General features: G+C 39.0%; 16 protein-coding genes. 10 read left to right on the forward strand and 6 right to left on the reverse strand.

The genetic code is table 11. The annotated features are described in order from the left end of the window. Positions 1-53 precede the first annotated feature (53 nt). On the reverse strand, positions 54-1,709 hold the full coding sequence (locus SAE01_RS24755; RefSeq protein ID WP_218029086.1) for an HNH endonuclease: 1,656 nt from the start codon (positions 1,707-1,709) through the stop codon (positions 54-56). 293 nt (positions 1,710-2,002) lie between these two features. Between SAE01_RS24755 and SAE01_RS04110 the strand changes: the two genes are divergently transcribed. The 3 genes from SAE01_RS04110 (at position 2,003) to SAE01_RS04120 (ending at position 2,897) form a co-directional block, all read left to right on the forward strand. Further along, positions 2,003-2,455 carry a hypothetical protein gene (locus SAE01_RS04110; protein ID WP_147202391.1) on the forward strand — a complete coding sequence of 151 codons (453 nt, stop codon included), beginning with the start codon at positions 2,003-2,005 and terminating at the stop codon, positions 2,453-2,455. 62 nt (positions 2,456-2,517) lie between these two features. Next, a complete protein-coding gene (locus SAE01_RS04115; protein ID WP_147202392.1) occupies positions 2,518-2,724 on the forward strand; it encodes a hypothetical protein in 207 nt (68 codons plus the stop codon). Beyond that, positions 2,712-2,897 carry a hypothetical protein gene (locus SAE01_RS04120; RefSeq protein ID WP_147202393.1) on the forward strand — a complete coding sequence of 62 codons (186 nt, stop codon included), beginning with the start codon at positions 2,712-2,714 and terminating at the stop codon, positions 2,895-2,897. Before SAE01_RS04115 ends, SAE01_RS04120 begins: the two co-directional genes overlap by 13 nt. Before the next feature lie 509 nt (positions 2,898-3,406). Here SAE01_RS04120 and SAE01_RS04125 read toward each other — a convergent pair. After that, the gene (locus tag SAE01_RS04125) at positions 3,407-4,891 is read right to left on the reverse strand and encodes an MFS transporter (RefSeq protein ID WP_147202394.1); all 1,485 of its coding nucleotides are present in this window, start codon (positions 4,889-4,891) and stop codon (positions 3,407-3,409) included. 174 nt (positions 4,892-5,065) lie between these two features. On the opposite strand from SAE01_RS04125, the gene SAE01_RS04130 reads away from it, so the two are divergent. The 4 genes from SAE01_RS04130 to SAE01_RS04145 all read left to right on the forward strand — a co-directional run bounded on the left by SAE01_RS04130 (position 5,066) and on the right by SAE01_RS04145 (position 11,248). Further along, on the forward strand, positions 5,066-6,484 hold the full coding sequence (locus SAE01_RS04130) for a glycogen synthase (protein WP_147202395.1): 1,419 nt from the start codon (positions 5,066-5,068) through the stop codon (positions 6,482-6,484). A gap of 29 nt (positions 6,485-6,513) precedes the next feature. Then, the gene (locus tag SAE01_RS04135) at positions 6,514-7,812 is read left to right on the forward strand and encodes a glucose-1-phosphate adenylyltransferase (RefSeq protein ID WP_147202396.1); all 1,299 of its coding nucleotides are present in this window, start codon (positions 6,514-6,516) and stop codon (positions 7,810-7,812) included. Positions 7,813-8,071: 259 nt separating this feature from the next. Next, on the forward strand, positions 8,072-9,412 hold the full coding sequence (locus tag SAE01_RS04140) for an MFS transporter (RefSeq protein ID WP_147202397.1): 1,341 nt from the start codon (positions 8,072-8,074) through the stop codon (positions 9,410-9,412). A gap of 6 nt (positions 9,413-9,418) precedes the next feature. Next, the gene (locus SAE01_RS04145; protein WP_147202398.1) at positions 9,419-11,248 is read left to right on the forward strand and encodes a glycoside hydrolase family 13 protein; all 1,830 of its coding nucleotides are present in this window, start codon (positions 9,419-9,421) and stop codon (positions 11,246-11,248) included. 111 nt (positions 11,249-11,359) lie between these two features. Here the strand turns inward: SAE01_RS04145 and SAE01_RS04150 are convergent, their stop codons facing one another. Both SAE01_RS04150 and SAE01_RS04155 read right to left on the reverse strand, forming a co-directional pair. Then, entirely contained in the window at positions 11,360-12,175 is an 816-nt protein-coding gene (locus SAE01_RS04150) for a polysaccharide deacetylase family protein (RefSeq protein ID WP_147202399.1), read from the reverse strand. Continuing rightward, positions 12,144-12,920: a glycosyltransferase family 2 protein gene (locus tag SAE01_RS04155; RefSeq protein WP_147202400.1), complete on the reverse strand. Its 777-nt coding sequence runs from the start codon at positions 12,918-12,920 to the stop codon at positions 12,144-12,146. The genes SAE01_RS04150 and SAE01_RS04155 overlap by 32 nt, the downstream gene beginning before the upstream one ends. Before the next feature lie 323 nt (positions 12,921-13,243). Between SAE01_RS04155 and SAE01_RS04160 the strand changes: the two genes are divergently transcribed. Next, on the forward strand, positions 13,244-15,097 hold the full coding sequence (locus SAE01_RS04160) for a BamA/TamA family outer membrane protein (protein ID WP_147202401.1): 1,854 nt from the start codon (positions 13,244-13,246) through the stop codon (positions 15,095-15,097). Between the two features lie 81 nt (positions 15,098-15,178). Here the strand turns inward: SAE01_RS04160 and SAE01_RS04165 are convergent, their stop codons facing one another. Further along, entirely contained in the window at positions 15,179-17,101 is a 1,923-nt protein-coding gene (locus tag SAE01_RS04165; protein WP_147202402.1) for a TonB-dependent receptor plug domain-containing protein, read from the reverse strand. Positions 17,102-17,366: 265 nt separating this feature from the next. Here SAE01_RS04165 and SAE01_RS04170 point away from each other — a divergent pair, with 265 nt between their 5' ends. Together SAE01_RS04170 and SAE01_RS04175 are read left to right on the forward strand one after the other, a co-directional pair. Then, positions 17,367-17,612, forward strand: coding sequence for a hypothetical protein (locus tag SAE01_RS04170; RefSeq protein ID WP_147202403.1), 246 nt, complete (start codon positions 17,367-17,369; stop codon positions 17,610-17,612). Positions 17,613-17,753: 141 nt separating this feature from the next. Continuing rightward, a complete protein-coding gene (locus SAE01_RS04175) occupies positions 17,754-18,008 on the forward strand; it encodes a hypothetical protein (RefSeq protein ID WP_147202404.1) in 255 nt (84 codons plus the stop codon). Between the two features lie 36 nt (positions 18,009-18,044). Here the strand turns inward: SAE01_RS04175 and SAE01_RS04180 are convergent, their stop codons facing one another. After that, positions 18,045-18,668, reverse strand: a complete 624-nt coding sequence (locus tag SAE01_RS04180) for a DUF4159 domain-containing protein (RefSeq protein WP_147202405.1) — start codon at positions 18,666-18,668, stop codon at positions 18,045-18,047. Between the last annotated feature and the right edge of the window lie 69 nt (positions 18,669-18,737).

Raw genomic sequence — 18,737 nt, forward strand, 5'->3', positions numbered from 1 at the left:
ATCATTCCAGCTGGTTAATAATAAGTAACATGAAAACTTAAAACGTCCACCAATCAATCTCGAAGCTGACCTGGACCTAGAGTCGACTTTAATTCTTCAATAGACATCCCCTCCTTTTGCCTATGCAACATTGCGTGACAGTTTGGGCAAACAGGTCTCAGGTCGGTTATCGGGTCAACCCTATAGCTTTTTCCAATTTTTGAAATATGATTTATGTGATGAACGTGAATAAAATCCTTACCAATATCGCCATACACTTTTGCAAAATTGAATCGACAGACAAAACAAGAAAGTCCATATTTCTCTATGCAAGCTTTTCGAGCATGAGGACTTCTTTCATAAACAGTTTGAGTGACCTGATAAGGCACTCCTTCAGAATAAGTTATTGGGTTATTATTTGGTAAAAATGGATTATGTCGAATATTAGCGGAGTTGAAAAAGTTAAACCACACTTCTTCAAGCTTATCGACAAGTTCTGGTTTGACTGATATTCCCGATGATTGGGGAGACCAGTGTTGATTTGCTAGTTCACCTGCTTTTAAAATATCAAATGATAAAATATCTTCCATATAGGGATTTAATAGATTGTCAAATTTTAAGTCTACATGAAGAGTTTCTTTACTGGGGTCTTGAATACTTTTTTTAAGGTAAGGTTCTCTAACTATCGTCCCTGAGCCTATAATTCCTTTAACGTTAGTATCTAACGCTTTAATGTCTGTTCCCAGTTTAACCAAAAAAAATCTGTCTTCTAACATTATTGATTTAGTCTGTCCACAACTCCAATCTTCGACATAGGTAGTACCTGTTCCATACACTTTTTGAATGTTGCTTTCCAGTTCGTCCCATGGCCAAAATTGGGGGTTCCATGCAAAAAGATACGTGTTCCTATTTCTATTGCCTTCTAAAATTGCGTTTTCGACTTCAACAGGTGAGCTAGGTAACTCATGATGGATTAAAGATTCTTCTGCTATTTGTTCGGAAGCTATTGCCGCCGGTTGTTCCCGTGCCATTGCATTATTCACGGAAAAAGGAAAGTTCGCTTCCCTCATCTGACTCCCTAAAATGTAAAGAAATGTATGTGCGTCAAGCAGTGTTGCTTTAGCATCTTTAGTTTTTAAAAAATCTCTTACTTGTTTAGTAATATTTATAAACGCTGAGTAATTGTCCCATGACGCTCGTCCACTTGTTTTAAATTCAGGAAGGCCAATGAGAACAAATATTTCATCAAATCTTTCCTGGGTAATAGGCAAGTATAAATCTCTGTGTTTTGTAAAATAGAAATAAGCTATCAGCTGATAGGATAAGCCAATATTCAAAAACTCTTCAAACGCTTGACTGTCTTTTATCTTGTTCTTAAAGAAATTAAAAAGGGTGTTTTCGAGAGCAGTATTGGGAGCGAGCTTTTTAAAATCATCTCTTTTACGCCAATCAATAAGATTATTCTTATGCCAATTATATTGATTGACCGGCTTCGCAGAAATTGCATTCAGCACTTTCTCTTGTATTCTGCCTGTTCCTACGTCTTCCGGCTTCCACCATTGTTGCTGTAAACTCTCCTTCGCCTTCTCTTGAACTTCATACTTATAGTTTTCGTCTTTATTTACAAAAGCCGAAGATTTGAAGGTTATAAAACTCTCTCCTTTTTCCTCTTTTAAAAAACGAACAAAGTCTGCAAATAAGCTTTCTAGTATTTCAGTATCAACTGTCATTTAAAATTATTTTAGTCCTTTCCTTTTTATGCGCGAAATATTATTAAAAAGGCGTTTAATAGCAATTTAATATTATAAAGCTCCTTGAATAATTATCATTCACCAGTACTCTGATTTTTGAGGACTAGGCGATGCAATTTCATATTTCTTTCTTCATTTTAAAGCAGTTTTTCCTGCAAGCTCTCTTGATGTAATAGTGATAAGGAGGTTACTAATTAATATGAAAAGCTGTTTCAATCCTTTCTATAAACTATAAATAGTAATAGTAATACGGTTAAAAATAAAAATAGGTATTGGAGAATGTTTTAATTTTAAACGGTACCAAGTTTATGGGTAGTAGAGTTCTATTCAATGAAGTGACAATGCGAGAAATAAAAAATGTTTATTTAGGATTACCATTTGATTTCGTAGAAAAGGTGTATTGGATTGATGATGAGTTTAGAACAAATGCTTTGTCCCATGAAGAAGGTGGATTTGACATTGTAGTAGAATATCACACGGGAGAAATATTTGGGTATAACAGAGTTAAAATTCCTGCTAAATACGTGGAAGCAATATTCTATGCTAAATTTTTAAAGTTAAAGCAACTTCCAACGCCAGCTAAACATGATTTTTTAAAATCAAAAGTTTCAAAAATATTCGCTAGGAAACACGGGGATGAGAAAAAATATGGAGTTCAGCGTTTTAAAGAAGTTTGGAATTCAGGAAATCCTACACAAAACATAACTGAAGCGTTAAAAAATTAATCAAAATTGAACTAAGAGATAATAGACCTCGTGTCTGGAAACCGGAGGCAACAATTGCTTTAATGAAAAGGACAGAAGGTGAAATTTCAGAGGACGGTTTAACGGTCACTTTTAAGAATTTGTGCAAGGAACTGGCAGAATTTAACGATAAGCCGATAGAATTAAGGGGCAAGGGGCCACTAATTAGAGTGTGTATTGCAAAAGCGACATGTGATAGCGAAGATGAGAAAATAAAAAAGGGAGACTTAAAAGTTCAATGTTTTTCCTAGCGGTTAGTGCCATTAAAATTAATGCTTATGCATACTTACGCCCTACCGGTTCCGGAATTAATAAGTTCTACGAGATGAACAACGGAGATGTTATTCATGAGTTGCAAATTCTGGCAGCCCATCCAAATCCAACACCCGAATCAAGATGCTTACTGAAAAGTGTTCCGCTGTAGGCGGCAGTTAGCCTTGCTTTACCTTGGTCTACAAAGCTTTCCACTATTGCAATTAAAAACCAAAAGAGTAAACAAGCCCAGTGAAAGGCCGGCAAGTGGTAGTAAGGTTTAAAAATATTTTCAGGTTTGGTAACAATAATGCACTTCCTAATTGACCATCGAAATAAAAAAGCTCCCAATCTCTTGGAAGCCTTATTGCTATTGTATCTTATTTATTATTTCTTAAAAGGCATTTTCTCATTGTAAGGCAGATGCTCTAAACCAACTGAGCTATGCTCCCAACTTTTTATCCCTCACTATCGAGTTGCCTCATTTCGTTTTGGGAGTGCAAATATAGGAGCCGTTTTTATTTCAACAAAAAAATCTTCTCTTTTTACAAAAAACGTAAACATAGATTTTACTGGGAGTTTTTAGCCATGATAGTATTGATGTTTCGCATGCCTTTTTTCAATTAGTCAATAAAGTTGGCAATAAGGTCGCCAAGAAAAAATCTGCTTTATTGATAAGGCTTAATGACCGCCACTAACCTTTACATCATAATCAATTCCCTGGCTTTTCAAGATAGCTTTAGCACGTATCGCATAGAATGCGAGATAGGCAAAACATGCAACACCAACAAAGTAAGAGAATTGGATGCCCAACAAACTATCATCGGCTAGATATCCTTGTAGTAAGCTGATTACACCGCCACCCATGATCATCATGATTAAATAATTGGATCCTTCACCGGTGTGCTTGCCAAGACCTGCTATAGCCAAAGTATAAATACATGGCCATAACGTAGAGCAGAAAAGACCGACGCTGGTAAAAGCATAAACGCTGGTTAGTCCTGTCGAAAAAATTCCGATTAGTAATGCAATAATTGCGAAAGCTGAAAATATAAAAAGTTGGGAGGCCGGATTGCCCTTGCTCAAAAAGTCGCCTATTATCAAAGCAATAATAATTAAGCTATAAATGTAAAAAGGAGTGATATCGTGATTAGCAAGCTTATTAATAAGAAGGAAAACACCAAACGCAAGGTAAGGCATCAAAAAACGCAGGACTGATTTTAAGCTATTGCTAATATTGAATGCACCTACAGAAGATGTCCACCTGCCCATCATTAAACTGGCCCAATACAACGAAATAAAGGGAGCTATGCTTTCAGTTGGAAATGGAGCACCTCCATCTGTTTTTACATGCTGTTTCATAAACTCTGGTAGATTGCTTGCCGTAGATACTTCTACTCCCACATAAATGAAGATCGCCACCATACCCAACGCCAATTGTCCATAGCTTAAAGAACTCTTTCGAACCTTCGCAACAACGGGATCAGCGATATCAGTTGGTGTGGAAACAATTTTAGTATCATCTTCAGAAACAATCTTATTTGGAATAGAAGAAAACTTAAAAATCAAAGCAACCACAAGGAACAGCCCACCCAAAATTAAGTAAGGAGTTTTCACTGCGCCGATATCAGCAATTTTTGCGGTGTCACTAGTTACTGAACCAAAGATGGCAATGCTAACCAGAACAGGACCTATGGTTGTTCCAAAATTATTTACACCACCTGCAAGGCTCAATCTCTGAGAACCTGTTCGTGGATCACCCATGATTACAGCGAGCGGGTTGGCGGCAGTCTGTTGCAAAGAATAACCTAGTCCGATAATGAATAATCCAGCAATCAATAAAGTAAACGATGCAGTTTCAGCTGCAGGATAAAAAAGTAATGCACCGATAGTAGAAATTATTAATCCTAGCGCTATGCCGTTCTTGTAGCCGATTTTATTTAAAATGTCTCCGCCAATTGTTTTACTGATTATCAAATATAGAATAGCCCCAATAGTGTAGGCAAAGTAAAAAGCGAAAGAAATCATCTGCGATTGCCATTGTTCAAGCTGCAATTTTTCTTTAAAAACCGGGATTAAGATATCATTACTGGCAGCAACAAAGCCCCAAAAAAAGAAGACAGAAATCAAAGTTCCAAACTGAGACCATTTCGTTTGTTGATGCATAGCAATCAATGTGTAAGGTTAGAAAATAAGGGTTCAAAATAAAGACAAATTATTTATCGGGCACATTTATTTTAGTACGATTATTAGAAGCTTTTTTTAAATAATTATTTATATGTTTACTTAAAGGAAAGCGATTGTCTGATAAAATTCGATTACCAATTTTAAAAACTGTGAATGGACATTCTACACGTTAGTGCCGAGTGTTACCCAATAGCGAAAGCAGGTGGTTTGGGTGATGTAGTCGGTGCTTTGCCAAAGTATCAAAATGGTTTGGGACATGTTGCAAAGGTGGTGATGCCTATGTATCAAACAAAGTTTCTGCATAGCAATGAGTGGGATATAGAATTCAAAGGAAACACTAACCTTGGCTCGCGCAATTTTGACTATACAATCATCAGGGAAAGGACGAATAAACTTGGTTACGAACTTTTTCTGGTAGACATCTACGGGCTGTTAGACAGAGAAAGGATCTATGGTTACGATGATGATGTAGAACGCTTCGCTGCTTTTCAAATTGCGGTTGTGCATTGGCTTACATACGCGCCATCTAAAAAGCCTGATATAGTTCATTGCCACGATCACCAGGCTGGTCTTATTCCTTTTATGATGCGGTACTGCTACGACTTTAACTGGTCAGTGGGACATTTAAAAACAGTGCTTACAATTCATAATGCACAGTACCAGGGATGGATCGGGTGGGACAAGAGCTATTATATTCCTTCTTATGATCGTTGGAAGCATGGAATGCTCGATTGGCAGAATAATATTAATTCTTTGGCTAGTGGAATAAAATGTGCTGATAAGGTCACAACTGTCAGCCGGAGTTACTTGGAAGAATTAAGATATGCAGCAAATGGCTTGGAAAATCTTTTCGAATATGAGCGCGGCAAATGTGTGGGTATCTTAAACGGAATAGATACAGATGTGTGGAATCCTGCAACCGACACCTATATCGATAACCGGTTCTCGCTGGAAAATGTTGCAGAAGGAAAGTTATTGAACAAACAGATTTTGTGCGACCAGTTCAACTTCAATATCAACAATCCGCTCATCGTTTTTATTGGCCGATTAGTGGGGGAAAAGGCTGCCGATATTTTACCTGATAGTATTCTCGCCTCAATTTATAGTTTACAACATAACGTCTCCTTCCTAATACTTGGAAGCGGCGAACACGATGTAGAATGGCGGTTGAATAGCCTTACTTCTCAGTTTCCCGGAAATTATAACGCAGTGATAGGTTACAATGAGAAGTTAAGTCACCAAATGTACGCTGGCGCAGATTTTTTGTTGATGCCAAGCAGGGTAGAACCATGCGGTTTGAACCAAATGTATGCAATGCGTTATGGAACGGTTCCAATCGTGAGGAGTACAGGAGGTTTACGAGATACAGTAATAGATATGGGTGATGAGGGGGGCTACGGAATACGTTTTATTCATCCTTCAGTGGGTGATGTCATTCATTCAATCCACCGTGCAGCAGCTGTCTATAAAGAAACTGATACGCTTAATACCATGCGGTCTAGGATGATGCAAATTGATAATAGTTGGGATAACAGCGCACAGCAATATATTGATGTGTACCAAAATTTATAAACCATTTTTAAAAACTAACGATAAACAATATGGATAGTCAATCAAAATCAGTGGTGGCGGTCATACTGGGCGGAGGCGCCGGTACAAGATTACATCCCTTAACTGCAAGCCGTAGTAAACCTGCTGTACCTATTGCCGGTAAATACCGTTTGGTTGATATACCAATCAGTAACTGTATCAATAGTGGCATCAGTAGAATGTTTGTATTAACACAATACAACTCTGCATCCCTTAACAGGCACATTAAGAATACTTACTTGTTCAGTGCTTTCAGTACTGGCTTTGTAGATATACTTGCTGCCGAACAAACTCCCGACAATCCAAGCTGGTACCAGGGAACAGCGGATGCAGTTCGTCAGTCACTTCGCCACTTACAGACTTTTGATTTTGAATATGTCCTGATTCTAAGCGGTGACCAGTTGTACCAGATGGACTTCTGCGAGATGATTGATCACCATAAAAAGACAGGCGCAGATATTTCTATCGCTACTATCCCAGTACCTGCTCGTGAAGCAAGTGAATTTGGTATTCTTAAGGCTGATGATAATCACATGATTACTTCGTTTATTGAGAAGCCCAAGCAAGATTTGTTGCCTGACTGGATAAGTGATACCGGCGAAGAAATGAAAACTGAAGGCCGCCTTTACCTTGCATCCATGGGCATCTATGTGTTCAGCCGCAAGCTGCTTTTTGAGCTGCTTGAAGACAAGATGAAAGATGCGACAGATTTCGGAAAGCAAATACTTCCTCAATCAATAGGCACTTACAAAGTCGCGAGCTACCAATACGAAGGTTATTGGACCGACATAGGAAACATTTATTCTTTTTATGAGGCTAACCTTGCGCTTACTGATGCGCTTCCTCCGTTTAACCTGTTCGATAATACCAACACTGTCTACACTCGGGCCCGCATGCTTCCACCGGCTAAATTTACAGGTAGCACGCTGGAGAAATCGATCGTTGCAGAAGGTTCAATTATACATGCAAGCAATATCAGAGGAAGTGTGGTGGGCATTCGTTCAAGAATTGGCGAGGAGACTGAAATAATTGATAGCTACCTTATGGGTAATGATTATTATGAAACGCTTGCCCAGTTATTAGCCAATGAAGAAAAAGGAGTTCCTGCGGTCGGCATTGGGCAAAGGTGTCATATAGAGCATGCTATTATTGACAAGAATTGTCGCATAGGTAACGACGTCAGGATTATTGGCGGAAACAAACTAGCGAATACGGAACATGAATTGTACACTGTGAAAGATGAAATTGTTGTAGTTAAGAAAAACGCAGTTTTGCCAGACGGTTTTACTATAGGGGCAGATCTAACGTAGTTTCTGTTGCTGGAGTTTTGCCTTCTTAGTTTTATAATACCGACGGTTGCATTTCATGGCTTCATTGTTGCGTCGCAATCCTTTTATCAGTATATCTATAGGAGCTATCGGTAGTATATAAAATTGTCTTTGTCTCTATATAACTATTGCAACATTACTTATCTCAATAAATTTTAAAACATCCTGCAAAGGATGTTTTTTTGCTACTTTTATTAATTATGTAAGAATTACACATTAACGTAACAACCCAACGACTGCTATGGCCCTTGTAACTACCGACACACTTGCCCCAAAAAACAGAAGACCAAAGCTTACCATTTCAGAGATTTTCAATATGAGTTTTGGATTTCTTGGTATCCAGTTTGGCTTTGCTTTACAAAATGCTAACGTTAGCAGAATTTTTCAAACCCTTGGTGCAAAAGTCGATGATATTCCCATCTTATGGATTGCTGCTCCTCTGACCGGTTTACTCGTTCAACCAATTATAGGTTATATCAGCGACCGTACCTGGCATCCCTACTGGGGACGCCGACGGCCTTTTTTCTTTATAGGTTCTATACTTGCCTCCATTGCCTTATTCCTAATGCCTAATTCGACAGTGCTTTGGATGGCTGCAATATTATTGTGGGCTTTAGATGCTTCGATCAATATTTCGATGGAGCCTTTTAGAGCTTATGTCGGCGACAAGCTTGGCAGTAATCAAAGAACGACCGGTTTTGCAATGCAAACTTTTTTTATAGGCGTAGGTGCAGTTGTTGCGTCCTTGCTTCCCTACTTTTTTACCAATGTCTTGCACATCAGTAATACTGCCCCTGAAGGTATTATTCCTGATTCAGTTAAATATTCATTTTACGTCGGTGGCGTTGTTTTCTTCGCCGCCGTCGCGTGGACAGTGTTTTCTACCAAAGAGCTTCCCCCTGACGATATTAACGAATGGAGAAAAGAGATGCGGGAAAGCAAAGGAATGTTTAGAGGGTTTACAGAAATCTTACGTGGTTTTACTGTCATGCCTCCAACAATGCTACAGCTGGCAATTGTACAATTCTTTACCTGGCTTGCCCTGTTTTCTATGTGGATTTATACAACATCCGCCGTTGCTCAAAACGCATTTAATTCAACTGATACTACTTCAAAGGCTTACCAGGACGCGGCAGATTGGGTGGGGGTTATGTTTATGGTCTATAATGGAGTATCAGCTATTACGGCCTTTTTGCTTCCCATGATAGCTGAAAAAACGGGCAGAAAGTATACACACATGATCTGCCTCGTTATTGGAGGTATCGGCCTTATTTCAATGCTTTTTATAAAAGACAAAAATTTATTATTGCTTCCGATGGTGGGTATTGGTCTTGCGTGGTCATCAACCTTAACAATGCCGTATGCAATTCTGGCCGGTGCACTGCCTGCCCAGAAGATGGGCTTTTATATGGGCGTATTTAATTTCTTCATCGTGATCCCTCAGATTTTGGCTGCTGCTATTTTGGGATTTTTTGTTAGAATATTATTTAACAATCAAAGTATATACGCACTTGTGGTAGGCGGTGTAGCAATGGTATTAGCCGGATTGCTGAATATATTGGTTAAAGACAAAGACGAGTAAAATTTTATGAAAAAAGTAATAATGGTATTGCCCCTAGCAATACTTCACCTGATAGGTTTTGCGCAAGTAGATGTTTATCCTTCACATTGGTGGACAGGAATGAAGAACTCCAAACTGCAACTGATGATTCATTCACCCAACATTGGAAAGGGAAGCACTGTTACTATCAAGCATTCTGGGGTATTTATCGAGAAAGTGAATAAAGTAGAAAGTCCCAATTATCTTTTTGTTGATCTGAATATTAGTTCGGCTGCAAAGCCCGGCAGTTTCAAGTTGCAAATTCAAAACCAGGGTAAAGCTGTTACCCTTAGTTATGAATTGAAACAAAGGAGACTCGGTAATGGACAACAGTTTGCGCAGGGCGTAAACTCGTCCGATTTTGTCTACCTGCTGATGCCTGACAGGTTTAGCAATGGCGATGAAAGCAATGACCGCATTACGGGCATGAAAGACCAGACGCTCAACCGCGATTCTATGTACCACAGGCACGGCGGGGATCTTCAAGGGGTTATTAATCATCTCGATTATTTGCAACAACTTGGGGTAACTACAGTGTGGATGACGCCTGTACTTGAAAACGATATGCCTAACAGAACAGAGCATGGCTATGCATTTACAAACCATTATAAAATAGAACCTCGTTTTGGTGGAGAAACTGCCTATAAATCTTTAAGTAATGCGCTGCATAAACGCGGAATGAAACTGGTACAGGATGCGGTGTATAACCATGTCGGCATTCATCACTTTACGGTAGTCGATCCACCTATGAAAGATTGGCTTCATCAATGGCCAAGATTTACAAGACCGAACTATAAAGACCAAACCTTATTTGATCCTTACGTGGCAGAGATCGATCGCAAGCAACAAGCGGATGGCTGGTTTACCCGGGAGATGCCCGATTTGAATCAGTCAAATCCCTACGTTGCAAATTATCTTATTCAACATGCGATTTACTCTGTCGAAGAGTTTGGTGTAGATGGATGGAGGATTGACACCTATATCTATTGCGATTTAGATTTTATGAATCGTTGCAATAAAGCTTTATCAGATGAATTTCCAAAAGTGACAGAATTTGGTGAGGTCTGGGTAACGGGAACTGTAAATGAAGCTTATTTCACTCGGAACAATTTAACTACCTCTTTTAAAAGTAACCTAAAAGGGGTGACCGATTTTCAAACGCTTTTTCAAGGTATTCTGCCTGCATTAAAAGACGGTAATGCTAACAGCCTTTACCAGACTTTAAGTAATGATATCCTTTACAAAAACCCGATGATGAATGTTATCTTCCTCGATAACCACGACATGACGCGCTTTCTATCTCAGGTCAACGAAGACGAGGAGAAATTGAAATCTGCTATCGCCTGGTTGCTTACTTGCCGCGGCATTCCGCAGTTGTACTATGGAACAGAAATTTTAATGAAGGGAGTTTCTAATCCTGATGGCCTGGTTCGTTCCGATTTTTTAGGAGGCTGGAAAGAGGATAAGAAAAACAAGTTTACGGAAGCAGGTAGAACAGATAAAGAGAATGAAGTGCACGATTGGACAATGAAGCTCGCAAATTTTAGAAAAAGTTCTTCCGCCATTAAGACTGGCAAGATGACTCAATACGTGCCACAGGACGGACTGTATGTTTACTTTCGGTATGATGCAAGCCAAACCGTGATGTGCATTATGAACACTGGTAAGACTAACCGCTCAATAGATTTTACAAGGTATGTTGAACGGACCAAAGGCTTTAGCAAGGCAAGGTCGGTAACAGATTCAACCGAAATTAATTTGAATGACAAAGTCAATATGCCTTCGAATAAGATGTGGGTACTTGAATTAATCCGATAAAGGACTCGCTGCATGAAGTAACTATAGATGAAACGAGCGTGGCAAGAATGCTGACTGAAGGGTTGGTGCCGGCTACAAAAGAATCCACAAAACGATTTGATTTGTTCCTATTTACGCGATCTCTTGCTTAGGGTGCAAAATACTGCCTCGAGTACTTACTTGATCTTGTAAAAAGTTATTAATTGTTTCAAACGAGCCTTCTTTTTTTAAGTCTGTTATCAGCTCATGCAGTCTATCAACTAACCTATTGCCTGAATGTCTTTTTACATACCCCGGCAGTTTGTAACTACTTATATCTGTGAATTCCCAGGGGTGAAAATAAAGATTTAAGTAGCCATATTTTGCCAGAGAATTTAAGGCAAGTTTCCGATAAATAAAATATGGGAAGTTTTTAAAGGCAAGCCAAAACAAAGGGATTCTTAAAACAGGCGAAACCGAACAAGGCAGACGATATACTTCTTGCTCAGTGTAAAGGGTTTTAGGCAGGTGGGTATTATTGTATTTTCCGGGGATGAACGTTGGATTAATCGAAGAGTCGTACCCGTAACCAGCTTCTCTAACCAGCGCCATGCTGACCGGTCTCATTCGTGGCATTCTTAGCCCAAAAACGTTTTTTCCCGTAATTTCCTCCAAAGTAGATTTTGATAGTTGAAGGTCTTCTTTTTTAAAATGAGAGTGGTGATACGTGTGGGAAGCTATTTCATGTTCAAGAGCCAAGGCTTTTAATTGTTCCCTGTTTTCAAGTGCATAGGCAGCGGTAGTAAATATGGTAACAGGAATTTTGTGGAGATCTAAAACTTCCGTAACTGCCGTCATCCCTTTCCTTCCAACAATCAATTGTTCTTCCCACGATAAATTTGCGCCATATTCATTAGGGATATCAAACTCTTCAAGATCAAACGTTAATAACACCCGTTGGCTGTGCATATGGTTGCGCTTTAGCAGGAAAGTAACTGCTTTTGTTCATCTTAACTATGCGAAAGAAATTTTTTCCTTCTGCTAACAGAATTTTCCAACCCATGCTTGAAAATTTAATACCGTTTTTTAGGTTTAGTTCAAGGACGGCTATACCTAGTTTCTGTTTGTTAGCAAGTACTAAAAATTCTGTATCAACGAGGAAGCGGTTGATCGTGGTTTGCAAAAAAAGGTTTTTTCCTTTTTTATTAAATCCTTTAAGTCCTGATTGAGCATCGCCAAGAGAAAGTTTGAGTAAGTGTTTGTTCATTGCGATACAAGCCTTCGAGATCAGTTTTCTTTTTAAAGGAGTGGCAACATAATATTCGGCTTTTCTCTTGCCGGTTACAATTTCGTTGCCGGAAATAAGTAGTGCATAAACGTTCCTGATATCTTTTGATTCATATGGAAAATCAAGGTCAGTAGTAATCACAACGGGAGCCGAAGCTGCAGCTACGCCTGTTCTTAAGGCGAAACCTTTTCCCATATTTTCTTGATAAGAAATAAATTTTACGTTGCTTTCAGATTGTTGTATTACGTCGAATAGGCTTAGGAGATGTTCGTTTTCACATCCGTCATTTACTATAATGTATTGGATAGAGATCGAATAATTAAACTCAATATCTATTAATTGCATGTTTTCCTTTAAGCTTTTTTCCCAGCCGGGCTTTGGCTTAAACATAGGCAGCACTATCGTTAAATCATACTTGTTGTGCATACAAAAAGGTGTTTTACAGTTTGAAAAAGCCGAACTTTATTTTATTCCAAATCCATTCGTTGCTACTAATATAACCCTTAAACCTTGTTTTTCTCGGCAAAACACTGATTATAATCGGCAAAATATCTAATAAAAATATACATTGAAATTAAAATGGCAAGAAAAACCTTAAATATTTATGAAAGGTGGGTGCTTACGATGAAGGGTTATTAGTCTCAGTACTTCGATCAATCCTACACGATAAATAGACCTCGTGAAGTTGGATAGGTCATTTATTTTTACTTTCAATTTTGCATTGCACAACAAACTACCTGCAGTTTTGAATGGATAAAAAGTCGACACATACTATTTTGGTGGTTTGCTTTGTATTGCTAACTGTTCAATCAGTTCAAGCGCAGGAGACAAAAAATCTGCCCAGGAAGAAAAGCACCTTTTTTAATAGAATTTTCAACCGTGTTAAAAGCTCAGTCACCGTCTCGCCTCCTGATACTACTCAAAAGGCACCTGTAACCAATGCCAAAAGTGTTGTACCATTTATAGAATACCAGGGCAAAGTGATACGTTCGGTAATAACACAGGAACTGGGCTTTGAAAGACTGATTTCTGATACAACCAATTTTATCAATCATTATGGATCGCGGATTTTAAATGCTTTGCATACTAATACCTACGATTGGGTAATAAGGCATAACCTGTTTATTAAAAAAGGAAGCAAGCTTAATCCGTACCTGCTGTCTGATAACGAACGGTATTTAAGATCACTGGAATTTATACAAGATGCAAGGGTTGTAGTAAAGCCTGTTAAGGGCACAACAGACTCTGTCGATGTTTTTGTAATTACAAAGGACCTCTTTAGTATAACTGGGTCGTTGAACTTCAGCGGTGTCGACAGGCAAAGAGTGACAGCCGGGGAAAGTAATCTTGCAGGTGCAGGTCAAAAAGTTCAGATAACAGCTTTGCATGACGTCAATAGGTCTCCAAAGTTTGGCTATGATTTTATGTATTCGAAAAATAGTATCCTGCACAGTTTTATCACGGGCACCTTGGGATATAGCCGGATAAATAATGATCGTACGGGAAGGGACAATGTTTCCTCTTTTTATTTGCAACTTAGTAGACCACTCGTCTCACCTTATTCTCATTTTGCCGGCGGGCTTGATCTCCGGTTCAATCAATCTTATAATTTATACAATATACCCGATAGTCTTTTTTACAATTATAAAAATGCTTCTATTGACATTTGGACCGGTTATAGTATTGGATTGAAGAGGTTGCTTAAAAATAATAATAGCCGCAACCGAACATTCATTGCTGCCCGTTACATAAAAAATGAGTTTGGACAAAAACCGTTTCAAATAGGTGAAAGCTTCAATAATCTTTTTAATAATCAACGGGCTTTTCTTGGCGAAATCACTTTCTTCAAACAAGAGTTTTACAAAACAAATTACATCTATGGATTTGGGACTACCGAGGATGTGCCCTACGGGTACAACATTGCGCTAACGGCAGGCTGGTACAAGCAGTTAGAACTTTCGCGACCTTATTTTGGAATAAACGCAAATAAGTATATCGCTACAGAGAAAGGAAAGTTCATGCAAATATTTATACGATCAGGCTTTTTTTTAAACAGGGGAATGTTCGAAGATGCAAGCATCTTAGCGGGCGGCAGTTTGTATAGCCGGTTGTACTTGTTCAGCCATTTTAAAATGCGCCAGTACCTGAAGTACAGTTATACACGGCTTTATAATCGCGTCGTGTACGATCCACTAAGAATTGATAATTCGCTTGGCTTAAAATATTTCAACGCTGACTCTGTTAGAGGTTCTCAAAGGATGAGCTTGTACGCCGAGACTTTTTTCTTTGCTAAATACAAACTGCTTGGTTTTCAATTGGCGCCATTTGTGTTCGGCGATGCATCGTTGCTAACAGGGCAAAACGGCCACTTTCTAAAGTCTGATCTTTATACAGGTGTAGGTGCTGGAATAAGAGCAAGGAACGTGAACCTGATATTTTCTACGGCAGAGCTTAGAGCTATCTATTTCCCCCGTAAGGCCCAGGATATGCAGGCTTTTCAAATTTCCTTCTATGGTGATATTAGGTTTAGGTACAACACTAATTATATAAGGCCGCCTGATATCATCCAACTGAACAATGAAGATTCAAACAGTTTTTATTAGTGGCTGAATAAAGCACTTAAGTACACGAGTGCGACGCAACAAAAGCTAAAAGGCTGTTTCTTATGCCCGGTTTTAAAGAATTTACAGCGTTACTTTAAAGCCTCCCATCAGCCATCTTTTAGGCATTTGAGAACCTAATAAGTCACTGTACTGTTTGTCAAATAAATTATCTGCCTGGGTAAAAATGCTTACTTTATTTCTATAGACAAAAGCTTGAAGCTGCGCATTTAAAACAAAATAATCTGTAGAAATATCTGCGTTAATTGCTGTGGAGGTTTGAGGTGTACGTTGTTTATACAGGCCGTTTAGGCTGAAAGAAAAACGATTAACAGTATAACGAATATTGAAATTAGCAAGGTATTTGGCGTGGGATGAAAGATAGAAAGAGGGCGTTGTATTATTGCTTTTACTGTCGATCCATGTAAAGCCAAACGTAGCCCATAGCTGCTGGTTGTCTTGAAATTTTTTACTGTATTGTATATCTAACTCTGCCCCTGTTGAATTTACTTGCCCGATGTTTTGCGCTAATGCATAAGTGCCGGTAGGAGAGAGGTTCTCTTTCCTTGGCATAGCAGCATAAGGTGTGGTGACATAATCTATCAATTTAGTAAAGCGTTGCTGGAAGATGGTCGCTGAAAGCTTCAGATTTTTCAACCCGAAAAAGTCTGCCCCGGCTTCGTAACTAAACGAGTTTTCAGAAGCGAGATCTGGGTTGCCGATACTGCCACTTTGGACAAAAGATTTATTGTAATTATTGAAACGCTCAGTAAAATCTGCGTCTCGTGTTGTTCGACCAGCGCTACCTCGAAGTTGCCAGTATGGAAGTTTATAGGACACATTTAGCTGTGGGACAAATTGCCATCCACTCCGTTCATTCCACTCAACGCGTATAGCAGGACTTACAGTGGCGTGAGTGCCAATCTTTTCATCAACAATTAAAAAACTTCCAGCCTGGTTGAGTGTATGATCGCCCCGGTCATTCGAAGTCATTTGTTTATTAACCCATTGGCTACCTGTTGTTATAGTAGTGTTGCTTGCAGCAAGCCATTTGTATATTGCCAACCCTTGAAGCAGGTTGCTCTTATTTAGATTAGGAGTGCCAACGGAGTTAAACTGGTATTGATCTTTTACGGCCTTATATCCTAGATTGACAGAAAAGCTTTGGTGCTCTTTTTCAAATGCCAGTTTTAACTGGTTCCAGAAAGTAGACACTTTTTCGTTAGCCGTGTCTGACCTAAAGGTTGTGTAGAAATTCTGAGCAGCGAAGTCACGTCTGTCAAAGGAGCTTCGATAAGAAATGTTCCAGTAAGGATCCAGGTAATGATTGATAGAAACAGATGCAGAGGTGTTGTGCAAATAACCACGCGTACCTCTCTGTTGCTGGCCGGATGCATTGTTACTGATAATGCCGCCCGAGACTGCTGTATTTCCATTTTGATAGAAACCACCAAATTGGCCGTTAAGAAGACCGAATTGTCCGGCCGTTCCTTGTGCAATAAGTTGCTTTGACTTTTGGCCTGTTTTTGCTGCAAAAGATTTTGTAATGATTTGTATCACTCCGCCGACAGCTTCTGAACCATAGATCGCTGAAGACGCTCCCTTCAGAACTTCGATCCTGTCAATTTCTGCGGGGGCAATGGGGATGTAGCTATTAAAGTGTCCCGTGTTTGGATCATTTATTCTAATACCATCCAAAATGACAAGCACCTGTTGAAAGGTGCCGCCTCGCAGTACAATATCACTTTGTGCTCCCATGGGCCCGCGCATTTGCACTTCTAGTCCTGGCAGGTAGCGCAGTAGTTCATCGACAGAATTAACAGGTAGCTTAGAAAATTGATCTCCCTTTATAACAATAATATTTCGGCCGGTTACAGAAGAAGAAACGGGATGCAGAGATGCAGTCACAGTAATTGGGTCTAACTCAATTTCCGTCTCCTGAGCATGAAGAGTTGTTGCACATAACCATGTTAATCCGACCGCGCTTAATAATTTGATTGCTTTCATTATAATAAGTAATCCGCTTTTGAAACACGGAAAGAAGCTGCCTTTTTAAAGGCTGCAAATATGAGAACAATTTTGTAGCCTTAGTGATTTTTTATAAAGCTATTTACTACTCAAGGCGCATCCAGACTTCATAGCATGATGTGACCGAATTGAGCCTAATCATGTTCATTCTATTTTAAAAATAGCAGCAAAATTTAATAATAAAGGCTATTCTTGTCTAGCTTACTGCTTCCATGCTTTAACTTACGTCTCTAAAAATTATCAAATGAAAAAGATTGCTTCTTTATTGATGGGCTTCGTTTTGTTAGTATCTACTTCTTTTGGTCAGGCAAAACAAGAGACTAAGAAAACTGAGAAAACGACCACTTCCACTTCTGCCACTAAGATGAAAAAAGATGGTACGGCCGACAAGCGTTTTAAAGAAAATAAAACTTCTACTACTGCTACAGTAAAAGGGCCGACAAAGAAAGACGGCACACCTGATAAACGTTATAAGAAAAATAAAGGATAGAAACCTTTGAAAATAGCATTGTACAGCCTGGAATGTTTTCAGGCTGTTTTTATTTAAATTCGAATATTAAGCGGGTATGCTCTCATTCAAATCTCTGCGGCTGTTGGCCAAATTATTGAAGAGAACTATAAAAAATACTTTATGTGCCAGTTCAGCATTGCATTTTCGGGAGACGCGGAAAGTCTTATAAAAAGAGCCAAACAACAAATAGAACAAGCAGGTGGAAGTCTTTTAGGAGATGCAACTCAAGGTAGTTTTCAAGGCCAAACGCCTATAGGTTCAATCGAAGGGTCTTATAACGTAGAAGGACAAAAAATTTCTTTAAACATCACGAAAAAGCCCTTTCTGTTGTCCTGCTCGAGAATAGAAAAAGAATTAAGTGCTGTTATGCAGTAGACTTTAATCCAGGTGTTGTTGTGAAAGTGGCATGTGTTACGAACCCATTGCATACATCACAATATTCACCCCAAACTTAGTATTGTCCTCAGCCAAAAAACGCTTGTTCCTAAAGTCATAATCCCATTCGCAGCCGTAGTCTTTATTGCTATATAGAACCGCAATTCTGCCATTTATTTCAATTGCTTTCAGGTAATCATGCACCAAATCATCGCCCCAGCCATTCAATTCAAACGAAGTTGTTGGTGGACCTTTCTCAAAAGTGAAAAATGAATTATAGAGATGATGTTTGTTAGAGATTTTTTTTAAGGCCTGTGCTCCAAACAACGATGACATTTGTGCTTCGAATGATTTTGCAAAAAGGCCATCAATATCGTGGTTACAATCGTCAACGAAAACAAACCCCCCGTTTTGAATGTATTTTTTAAAGTGCCCGCTTTCCTGCGCGTCAAATTGCACCAATTTATGTCCGCTTAAATAACAAAAAGGAGATTGAAAAAGATCATTGCTACTTAGGTCAATAACTTTTTCCTGCAGTGCGACCGGTATGGTTGTGTATTCTATAAGAGAGTTCAATATGTTTGATGGCATTCGCTGGTCAGTATTCCAATCGCCTGACCGGTATCTTAGTCTCGTAAACGTAAATTTAGCTCTCCCCATTCTCAAGATTTAGTTATCAGTTTTGTTCTCATTGTTGCCGACACTATTTTTTTCGCTTCGCTTTTTGCC

The sequence above is a fragment of the Segetibacter aerophilus genome, assembly GCF_007991655.1.
GTDB classification, from domain to species: Bacteria; Bacteroidota; Bacteroidia; order Chitinophagales; family Chitinophagaceae; genus Segetibacter; species Segetibacter aerophilus.

Coding starts and splice junctions, on each gene's coding strand:
- SAE01_RS24755 (WP_218029086.1), bottom strand. CDS start 1,709: ATGACAGTTGATACTGAAATACTAGAAAGCTTATTTGCAGACTTTGTT.
- SAE01_RS04115 (WP_147202392.1), top strand. CDS start 2,518: ATGAAAAGGACAGAAGGTGAAATTTCAGAGGACGGTTTAACGGTCACT.
- SAE01_RS04120 (WP_147202393.1), top strand. CDS start 2,712: ATGTTTTTCCTAGCGGTTAGTGCCATTAAAATTAATGCTTATGCATAC.
- SAE01_RS04125 (WP_147202394.1), bottom strand. CDS start 4,891: ATGCATCAACAAACGAAATGGTCTCAGTTTGGAACTTTGATTTCTGTC.
- SAE01_RS04130 (WP_147202395.1), top strand. CDS start 5,066: ATGGACATTCTACACGTTAGTGCCGAGTGTTACCCAATAGCGAAAGCA.
- SAE01_RS04135 (WP_147202396.1), top strand. CDS start 6,514: ATGGATAGTCAATCAAAATCAGTGGTGGCGGTCATACTGGGCGGAGGC.
- SAE01_RS04140 (WP_147202397.1), top strand. CDS start 8,072: ATGGCCCTTGTAACTACCGACACACTTGCCCCAAAAAACAGAAGACCA.
- SAE01_RS04145 (WP_147202398.1), top strand. CDS start 9,419: ATGAAAAAAGTAATAATGGTATTGCCCCTAGCAATACTTCACCTGATA.
- SAE01_RS04150 (WP_147202399.1), bottom strand. CDS start 12,175: ATGCACAGCCAACGGGTGTTATTAACGTTTGATCTTGAAGAGTTTGAT.
- SAE01_RS04155 (WP_147202400.1), bottom strand. CDS start 12,920: ATGCACAACAAGTATGATTTAACGATAGTGCTGCCTATGTTTAAGCCA.
- SAE01_RS04160 (WP_147202401.1), top strand. CDS start 13,244: ATGGATAAAAAGTCGACACATACTATTTTGGTGGTTTGCTTTGTATTG.
- SAE01_RS04165 (WP_147202402.1), bottom strand. CDS start 17,101: ATGAAAGCAATCAAATTATTAAGCGCGGTCGGATTAACATGGTTATGT.
- SAE01_RS04170 (WP_147202403.1), top strand. CDS start 17,367: ATGAAAAAGATTGCTTCTTTATTGATGGGCTTCGTTTTGTTAGTATCT.
- SAE01_RS04175 (WP_147202404.1), top strand. CDS start 17,754: ATGTGCCAGTTCAGCATTGCATTTTCGGGAGACGCGGAAAGTCTTATA.
- SAE01_RS04180 (WP_147202405.1), bottom strand. CDS start 18,668: ATGGGGAGAGCTAAATTTACGTTTACGAGACTAAGATACCGGTCAGGC.